The 9201-nt window shown below is 42.1% G+C and carries 9 protein-coding genes; 7 read left to right on the top strand and 2 right to left on the bottom strand.

Annotated elements, in window-relative coordinates; genetic code table 11:
- The 4 genes from IQ224_RS07405 to IQ224_RS07390 form a co-directional block, all read left to right on the top strand.
- The coding region (locus IQ224_RS07405) for an IS30 family transposase (RefSeq protein ID WP_194032783.1) at positions 1-272 on the top strand (272 nt) is incomplete at its 5' end.
- A 36-nt stretch (positions 273-308) separates the two neighbouring features.
- Positions 309-1013, top strand: coding sequence for a sulfotransferase family 2 domain-containing protein (locus IQ224_RS07400; RefSeq protein ID WP_002749156.1), 705 nt, complete (start codon positions 309-311; stop codon positions 1011-1013).
- 22 nt (positions 1014-1035) lie between these two features.
- Entirely contained in the window at positions 1036-1815 is a 780-nt protein-coding gene (locus IQ224_RS07395; RefSeq protein ID WP_002749155.1) for a glycosyltransferase, read from the top strand.
- A 20-nt stretch (positions 1816-1835) separates the two neighbouring features.
- Complete coding sequence (locus tag IQ224_RS07390; RefSeq protein WP_002749153.1) at positions 1836-2816, top strand: NAD-dependent epimerase/dehydratase family protein; 981 nt, start codon at positions 1836-1838, stop codon at positions 2814-2816.
- Positions 2817-2840: 24 nt separating this feature from the next.
- Here the strand turns inward: IQ224_RS07390 and IQ224_RS07385 are convergent, their stop codons facing one another.
- Entirely contained in the window at positions 2841-5549 is a 2709-nt protein-coding gene (locus IQ224_RS07385) for a bifunctional acetate--CoA ligase family protein/GNAT family N-acetyltransferase (protein WP_194032782.1), read from the bottom strand.
- 249 nt (positions 5550-5798) lie between these two features.
- On the opposite strand from IQ224_RS07385, the gene gcvH reads away from it, so the two are divergent.
- From gcvH to IQ224_RS07370, 3 genes are all read left to right on the top strand, one after another.
- Positions 5799-6194, top strand: coding sequence for a glycine cleavage system protein GcvH (gcvH, locus tag IQ224_RS07380; RefSeq protein WP_110580298.1), 396 nt, complete (start codon positions 5799-5801; stop codon positions 6192-6194).
- Positions 6195-6353: 159 nt separating this feature from the next.
- On the top strand, positions 6354-7526 hold the full coding sequence (gene moeB / locus IQ224_RS07375; protein ID WP_110580300.1) for a molybdopterin-synthase adenylyltransferase MoeB: 1173 nt from the start codon (positions 6354-6356) through the stop codon (positions 7524-7526).
- A 144-nt stretch (positions 7527-7670) separates the two neighbouring features.
- A complete protein-coding gene (locus tag IQ224_RS07370; protein ID WP_194032781.1) occupies positions 7671-8252 on the top strand; it encodes a hypothetical protein in 582 nt (193 codons plus the stop codon).
- Between the two features lie 219 nt (positions 8253-8471).
- On the opposite strand, the gene IQ224_RS07365 is transcribed toward IQ224_RS07370, so the two are convergent.
- Positions 8472-8939, bottom strand: coding sequence for a DUF29 domain-containing protein (locus tag IQ224_RS07365; protein ID WP_194032780.1), 468 nt, complete (start codon positions 8937-8939; stop codon positions 8472-8474).
- Between the last annotated feature and the right edge of the window lie 262 nt (positions 8940-9201).

The raw sequence follows: 9201 nt of genomic DNA, 5'->3' as shown, positions 1-9201 counted from the left end.
TTTGTGGACATCAAGAGTTGAGTCAGAAACTAGGAGCAGATTTTTATTTTGCTACTCCTTATCATTCGTGGGAGAGGGGATTAAACGAGCATACCAATGGACTGTTAAGACAATTTTTCCCCAAGGGGACAAATTTGAAAATCGTTAAGCCAGAGGAGGTGGGAAGAGCCGTAAACTTAATTAACAATCGTCCTCGAAAATGTCTTGACTATCAGACCCCCAATGAGGTATTCTATAAAGGTAGATCAGATAGTGATGCAATTCAGACTTGAATCAGCCCTAAAAAATCAACTGGAGGCAAGAATAAAATGTTAATTTCCTACAAATACAACTTTCTTTTTATCCATAATCCCAAAGTAGCGGGGTCGTCTTTGGAGAAATCTATGAGAAAAATCATCTTAAATGACTGGGAATATTTTAACTATAAAATTGATTGGGTATTAGGGAGAATTAATTTTCGTTTGGGAAATAAAGTTAATCTTCGCAATTACCTTTATTCTGACCCTATGGGTTGGGTTTATGATTCTTTTAAATTTCCTCAAGGCTATTTGAATCCTCACCCTTCAGCCCTAGAGGTTAAAAACCTAATTGGTCAAGATAAATATAATGAACTTTTCAAATTTGCCTTTGTCAGAAACCCTTGGGATTTAGAGGTATCAATGTATAAATATCTCTGTTGGAGAAAGCTGCATCCTTTACATCATGTGGTTAGAGCGATGAGTTTTGAGGAATATATATACTGGAAAGCTCAAAAAGGGATGGGCCTGCAAAAAAGGTTTTTAGCTGATAAAAATGGCGAGATTATCCTGGATTTCATCGGTAGATTTGAGACTTTACAAAAAGACTATGAGAAAATACTAGAATTGCTTAAGTTACCAGAAGTAAAATTACCAATCGTCAATCAAAATCCTCAACGTCAGCGAGACTACAGGAGTTATTATAACGAAGAAACTAAAAATATTATTAGTGAACATCTCAAGGAAGATATAGAACTGTTTGGATACTCTTTTTAGTAAAAGATAGCTTTAGATACTTATGCAACTTACGGCCTCCCTTGTCCTTTACAAAAATGACCCAGAGATAGTTATTCAAGCAATTAAATCTCTGTTCAGCACACCCATAGAAATTAATTTATCAGTAGTAGATAATTCTCCCACTGATGAACTCAAAAAAATCTTTGATAATTTTCAGGAATACGATATGGATTATTACTTCAATGATGGTAATAATGTTGGTTTTGGTCAAGGACATAACCTAGCTATTACTAGAGCTAAAAATTATGATTATCATTTAGTTGTTAATCCAGATGTTTATTTTGATAATAATGTGATAACTGAGCTTATTCACTACCTTGATAAGCATCAAGAGGTGGGATTGATTACTCCAAAAATATCTTACCCTAATGGGGACATCCAATACCTTTGTAAGCGTCAACCCACAGTTTTGACCTTATTTATTAGACGTTTTATACCAAAAAAAATGCAATTTCTTTTCAAAAAGAGATTGGACTGGTATGAAATGAGAGATATTAGCTATAACCAGATAATAGAAGTACCGATTATTAGTGGCTGTTTTATGCTATTTAACAGAAAATATTTAGATGATATTGGCTACTTTGATAAAAATATGTTTATGTATTTTGAAGATTATGATTTGACCATGAGAATGTCTAAAAAATACAAAACCATACTTTATCCCCATGTAAATATTTATCATCATTGGGCAAGAGGAGCGCACAACTCTACTAAACTGGCAATAGTCTTTGCTCAATCTGCCGTGTATTTTTTCAATAAACATGGTTGGAGACTTTACTAAACTTAATTGAATAATTAATAATGAAAAACGTTTTAGTTACAGGTTCTACTGGCTTTATTGCCAGCCACTTACTGCCAACTTTACACCAACATAACTACCAGATAACAGCTGCAATTCGCCAGAAATTTGAGTTTCCTGCATCCCTGTCAATTAAGGCTATTCAGGTGGGTGAAATTGATGATATGACCGATTGGCAAGAAGCATTGCTAGGCATTGATACCGTTATTCATCTAGCAGGACGCGCTCATATCCTTCATGAGACTATATCCAATCCAGAAGCGGCATTTATAAAAGTTAACACTAAGGGGACTATTAACCTAGTTAAGCAGTCCCTAAAAGCGGGAGTTAAGCACTTTATTTTTGTCAGTTCTATTCATGCTATGGCTGCCGAAAGTGATGATATTCTTAACGAAAATTCTCCTTGTCATCCTGATAGTCCCTATGGTCGTAGTAAACTGCAAGCAGAACAAGCTTTAATTCAACTAGCAAAAGATAGTAACATGACTTGGACAATCCTTCGTCCTACTCTAGTTTACGGACTAGGCAATCGTGCTAATATGGAGCGCTTGATGAAACTAATTAAACGGGGATTACCTTTACCTTTTGGTGCGGTAAAAAATCGCCGCAGTTTTGTCTTTGTGGGTAATTTGGTTGCTGCCATTATTACCTGTTTAGATCATCCTAATGCCGCTAATCAAATCTTTTTAATTAGCGATAACCAAGCTGTTTCTACTCCCCAATTAATTCGACTCATTGCTCAACAAATTCAACAACCCTGTCAATTGCTGCCCGTCCCCACTACCCTACTTAGATTCTTAGGTTATCTGGGTGATACCATAGAATCCATAACAGGGAAAAACCTCCCTTTTAACAGCTATAATATCGATCGCTTGCTTGGTTCTCTTGCCGTTGACTCTAGCTATATTCAAAAAACCCTGAATTGGCAACCTCCCTTTACTTTAGAGCAAGGATTAGCCCAAACAATTCAGCCAGAAAATTAGTGATCAGCTTATCAAAAAAAGACTTCATAATTCAAGTTCCGCTTTGACAAAATCGGCAGTTTTATAGAGAGAAAACCCCACTTTAGCCGCTATCATCTGCATAGCGCGATTATCCCTTAAAATTTCCCCTTCGATTCCCTCTAATCCTTCCTTTTTGCCAATAGTGACTAAACGCCGTAGTAATTCTGTACCAATACCTTGACCTTGATAGTCATCCCTAACTAATAGGTCAAATTCCGCTATATTAACGCCGTGCAGTTTATTTAAGCGTCCTATAGCGATAATTTCTGGTTCTTCCGTCTGATCGTTATTAATCTCTACCACTAAACTCATTACTCGATCATAATCGATAAAACAAATGCGCGTAAGACGATCATAAGCGGTTTGGCGATCGAGATTGACAAGGTGAAAATAACGATAATAAATAGTTTCTTCCGAGAGATAATGGTGAAATTGTCGCACTAAAGGCTCATCCGCTGCTCGAATCGGACGAATTAGCACCTTTAAGCCTCTTTTCGTCGTCCAAGGCCCTATATAATGTTCGGGATAGGGACGAATCGCCGGATGAGATAACTTTTCTGGGGGTGTAGTCGGAGGATGAAGAAGGATAGAAGCGGAAAGGGCGATTAATTGCTCTGAATCGGCAAAAAAGGGATTAATATCGATAGTTTTAATGCGAGGTTGTTCACTAACCAGGTGGCTAAATCTAACGATTATTTGCTCCAAATTCGCTAAATTAAGCGATTTAAGCCCATTTGTCCCGTGAAAAGCCCTATAAATCTTGGTTTTTTCTAAAAGTCGGCGAGCGAGATTAGTATTTAAAGGAGGTAGAGCGGTGGCGTAATCTTGAAAAATATCGACTAAACGGCCACCAGTGCCGAAAATTATCACCGGTCCGCACTGATCATCGTAATTAGAGCCGATAATTAACTCATATCCTCGATCGATTTCTAACATCGGTTGAATACTCACCCCGAGAAAATGCTCCCGACCCACTTGTGCGCTAATATTAGCTTCGATCGCTTGATACGCTTGCACCACTGCCCTAGGGGAAAAAAGCGGCAATTGTACCCCACCCACCGCACTTTTATGGATAATCGTCTGGGAATGCAGTTTCATCACCACAGGATAACCGAGAGATTCAGCGAGATTAACTGCTTCTGCGGCACTTTCAGCAATTTTAGTGACAATAACAGGGATTCCATAAGCTTTGAGTATATCTAAAGACTCTGGCTCACTGAGAATTGTTCTATCCCCTACTTGCTCGATAATCTGGCTCACTAAAACTCGATCGGAGCCATTTTCCTGAGAATTGGTTAAAATTGGCGTTTGATAAAGACCGCGCAGATTCTCTTCATATTTCCAGAGCAAATTAAACACCCGGGCCGCCGAATCGGGATAGCGATAGGTGGGGATACCTTGCTGATTTAATAACGCTACCCCCTCTGCAATGCCCTCCCCCCCCATCAAACTTGCTAAAATGGGTTTTGTGCTATTTTGAGCGATTGAGGCGATTCTAAGGGCAATTTCTCGCAGATCAGTGTTAAAGCGAGGCGAGAGAATCATCAACACCGCATCGGTATGTGCATCCGCTAAAGCGATCTCTAGGGCGCGAGCGTAGCTATCGGGATCGCTGCCGCGACGCAGATCGATGGGATTTTGGGGGACGATATCCGTGGGAACAAGAGGCGCTAGTTTTCCGATCGTTGCCGGGGTAAGGGTTGCCAGTTGTCCATCTTCCGCCAGTAAAGCCGAGGCCGCTAAAAGAGCGGGAGCAACACCATTGCTGATGATTGTCAAGCGTTTTCCCCGGGGAAATCGGGGAATTTTCGCTAAAACTTGCGTGATATTCAAGAGATCGGCCAGTCTTTGTACTTCCACGATGCCACAACGAGCAAAGGCAGCGGAGAGAGTTAGCTGATCGCTGGTCAATTTGCCAGCATGGGAAAGAGAAGTGGGGTCAAAGTCTGTACTGTGGCGACTAATGGCGATAATTGGTTTATTTAGGGCAACTTCTCTGGCTGAGGACAGAAAAGAGCGGGCATTATTGAGGGATTCCAGGTAGATAACGATGCTTTTGGTTTGGGGATCGTCTCCTAAATAATAAAGTAATTCGCCCCAATCCACATCTAAAAGGACTCCGAGGGAGATAAAGTGACTAAAACCGACATTTTCGCTTAAACTCCAATCAAGCACGGCAGCAGCGATCGCCCCACTTTGACTAATCAGGGCAATTGAACCGGTTTTCGGCAGGATGGGGGAAAAGGTGGCGTTAAGATTTTGGCTTATATTGCAGATTCCTGAGCTATGGGGACCGATGATGCGTAATTTTTGACCAGCGATCGCTTTAATTTCCCTAAGTAAATTTTCCCCCATCTGTCCAGTTTCCCGAAAACCCGTGGAGAGAATCAGGGCGCATTTAACCTTTTTTTCGACAGATTGGGCAATAATAGCGGGAATTTCGGGAGCAGGGGCGGTGATAATTACCAGATCGATCGCCGTCTGGATATCCTCTAAACTGCTATAGGTGGGAAGATCGAGCCAGTTTTCGGGGTGAGGATTAACTAGATAAAGACGGTGCTGACCGGGATTATGATGGAGATTATTTAAAAGAGTGCGATCAAGTTGGGGATTTTGGCGATTAAATCCCACCACAGCTATGGTTTTTGGCTCAAAAAAGGCTCTTATGGTTTGATGTTCGCCACCACGAGGCTCTAAGATGGAATTTAACATAAGTAAGCTAGGAGGCATTTAAACTGGGTATTGTTAAGTGAGCTAAAAAAGCGGCTAACCCTTACTTTTCCAGTGTTCTGTGGCGTTCCCCGATCAACCTAGACCAATTCTAGCTGTTTAATCAGGGTTCGATCGGTGTAATTAATTTTGTCTAGGTAGCGATCGGCAATAAAACAGCCCCACCCGATGAACATTTTCCCCAAGAGATCTAGTAAACTAACTGATGCTGTAAATATTTAGAGACAGACGATGGAACTGGAATATCCCGAGGATTTGAGATACCTAGAAACCCACGAATACGTCAGACTCGAAGGTGAAATCGCTACCTTGGGAATTAGTGCTTTTGCCGTCGATCAATTGGGTGATATCGTGTTTCTAGAATTGCCCGAATTGGGAGAGGCGCTGGAAGTAGGTAGTAGTTTCGGCACGATTGAATCGGTAAAAGCGGTGGAAGAACTTTATCCTCCCGTCTCGGGGACCGTAGTTGATCGCAATCAAGCGATGATTGACTCCCCCGAATTAATTGCCGATGATCCCCACGGGGAGGGTTGGTTATTAAAAGTGCGGGTAGAAAATCCCGATACTGCCTTGGCTGATACCCTCTCCGCTAGTGAATACCGCGATCAAGTAGCAGGGGAAAGTTAACTAATATTAACAACACGCAGCCAGACCCTCACACTATCATAATCATAGAAAGAATTAAAAATCCAGGAAGCGATCGAGTCTTCCTGATTTTTGTCTCTAAACCGTGCTGAGACGAAATTCTTGCCCGAATCGAGTCAGGTTTCACTATTTACCCAATCTATGCTAAATCCTAATCTCGCGGCGATCGAACTTTCCCAAGAGGAGGTTCAACGCTACTCTCGACACATTATTCTGCCCGAAGTGGGCTTAGAAGGTCAAAAAAAACTAAAAGCCGCCAGTGTTCTCTGCATCGGCACCGGGGGACTCGGTTCCCCGCTTTTACTCTATCTAGCGGCGGCTGGCATCGGTAGAATTGGTATTGTTGACTTCGATATCGTCGATAGTTCCAATCTGCAACGTCAAATTATTCACGGCACTTCTTGGGTAGGTAAACCGAAAATTGTTTCCGCTAAGGACAGAATTCTAGAAATTAACCCCTATTGTCAGGTGGATTTGTACGAAACCCGCATAAGTTCCGAAAATGCCCTTGACATTTTAGCCCCCTATGATGTAGTTATCGACGGGACCGATAATTTCCCCACCCGTTATCTGACTAATGATGCTTGTGTTCTTCTCGACAAACCCAACGTCTATGGCTCAATTTTCCGCTTTGAAGGACAGGCAACCGTTTTTAACTACCAAGGCGGTCCCAACTACCGCGATCTCTATCCCGAACCGCCACCACCGGGGATGGTTCCCTCCTGTGCGGAAGGCGGCGTTTTAGGGGTTTTACCCGGAGTAATCGGCACAATTCAAGCCACAGAAGCCATTAAAATTATCCTCGGCGCTCCGGATACCCTTAGTGGTCGTTTACTGCTTTACAATGCTTGGGAAATGAAATTCCGCGAGTTAAAATTGCGTCCGAATCCTATCCGTCCCGTCATTGAAAAACTAATTGATTACGAACAATTCTGCGGTATCCCGCAAGCAAAAGCACAAGAAGCAGCAGAACAGCAAAAAATGACAGAAATGACCGTAGTAGAGTTAAAAGCACTAATTGACAGCAATGCCAATGATTACATTCTCATCGATGTGCGTAATCCCAACGAGTACCAAATCGCTAAGATCCCCAACTCGGTGTTAATTCCCCTACCCGATATCGAAAACGGTGCGGCAATTCCCAAAATTAAGGAATTAGTCAACGGTTATCGTCTTATCGCCCATTGTAAGATGGGGGGACGTTCCGCTAAAGCCCTCGCTATCCTCAAAGACGCAGGTATCGAAGGAATTAACGTCAAAGGTGGTATCAGCGCCTGGAGTCGCGAAGTCGATTCCACTGTACCAGAATACTAATTGTGGGTTTTGGGGTTTTGGGGTATTAGTCGAATTCCCCCATTCCCCCATCTCCCCATCTCCCCACCTCCCCATTCCCCCATTGCCCGTGAATCTGTTAAAATCAAGGCCAGTTAGCCTTAAAATCTTCGGTGTGAGCAAACAATGAAAAACCATATTAAAAAAATTGCTAGTTGGAGCGCGATCGCTACTATTTCCCTTGGCTTAGTAGAAATGAACCAAACAGCGATCGCATTCGGCAACAATAATCAATTTAGTGCCTGTATCAGTCAGATTGTCGGCACGGGAGTCAGTCCCGAAGATGCCGCCAGCGCTTGTTCAGAAGCATTAATTCCTAAAGAATTATCCCGGTGTGTGGTGATGATTAAATCCAAAACCCCGATCGATGGTAATCTGGCCCTACAAGCTTGTTTTCAAGTGCGTCGTCCCATCGACCTAGGTCACTGTGTGGTCGATATCCATCGCGCTGCCCCCTTGTTTGCCACTAATTCCCTCAAACAAACAGAAACAGCCAAGGAACCCGATAAATTAGGGATTTCTAAACAGGTTTTAGATTCCTGTCGTCAAAGTTTATTACCGGGGCGCTTTTCCCAATGCGTTATCGCTGTCAGTCGTGGTGCGGACAAAAATAATCCCTCCCAAGCTTTACAAACCTGTTTAAGTGCCGAGGATTTCCCCAGAGATCTATTCCCCAGTTATCCCCAAAATCAAGACCAGAGACTTTAATCAAGATTATTTGGCTCTCTTGGGGTTATGGTGATGAGCAAATATTAATGTAGGGGCGCAATGCTTGCGCCACAATGTGACATTCTGAACATTTTTCAGGCAATATCCCAGAGATTCCCTATCCGGACTCGTTGAGCGGTAGGGAGGAATAAACTTGATGCTGATTTGGTAGGAGCGAGAAAGATTGCCCTCAGAGCCTTACTTATTCGGCAAACTGAGTCAATTGCCATAGAAGTTCTCATCTAAGATTTGCTCTGGCAAGAAAGGGCAAATTTGAGGATAATCATTTTCTGGGGGAATCCGAACACCAAATTGAGCAAGTTTTCCTTCCTTAATTGCCACTTGACGAGCATCTAGATAGGCTTCCTGGATAGCAGTTTCTAGATAGGATTTCAGAGAAGGAGTATTGCGTAAGTTTTTCTCAATTCGCTGGCGATGCTCAATAATAGAACAATACCAGCTATCCTTCATTGATGGCGGTGCGTCGTGCTGTACTTTTAATTTGAGCAAATGAGCCAAAAGAATCATCAAATTACTTTCTAAAGTTCTTTTTTCCGATTTTCCCAACTCGGTTAACTCCTCAATTAAGTTATCAGTATCCAGCGCAGCAAATTCCCGCTTCTGTAAGTGATTAATTGTTGTTGCGAGCCACAATTGAAAATCTTGTTCGTAGAGGGTATTGGACATAGCGATAAGTGTTCGTTGGAGTCAATAACTGCACTGATAACTAAGAGAATACAATTCTCAAGGCGTTACTAATTTCTAGCTTCCCTTGTAGTTTACCAAAAAATAACCTAAAATGGAAACTAAGTAGGTAGGCGTTAAAAATTATCAGATGCGCCCCTTATCAAGGGGATATCCCCCCGCCTATCGGCACCCCCCTTATCAAAGGGGGCAGGGGGGATCGAACCTAAAATTTATCTTCAATTTAATTATAACCAGCTACTTA

This window comes from Microcystis sp. LEGE 00066 (genome assembly GCF_015207925.1).
Classification (GTDB): Bacteria; Cyanobacteriota; Cyanobacteriia; order Cyanobacteriales; family Microcystaceae; genus Microcystis; species Microcystis ichthyoblabe_A.
Note: the sequence above shows the minus strand (reverse complement) of the source record. Positions and strands in the feature narration are given on the sequence as shown.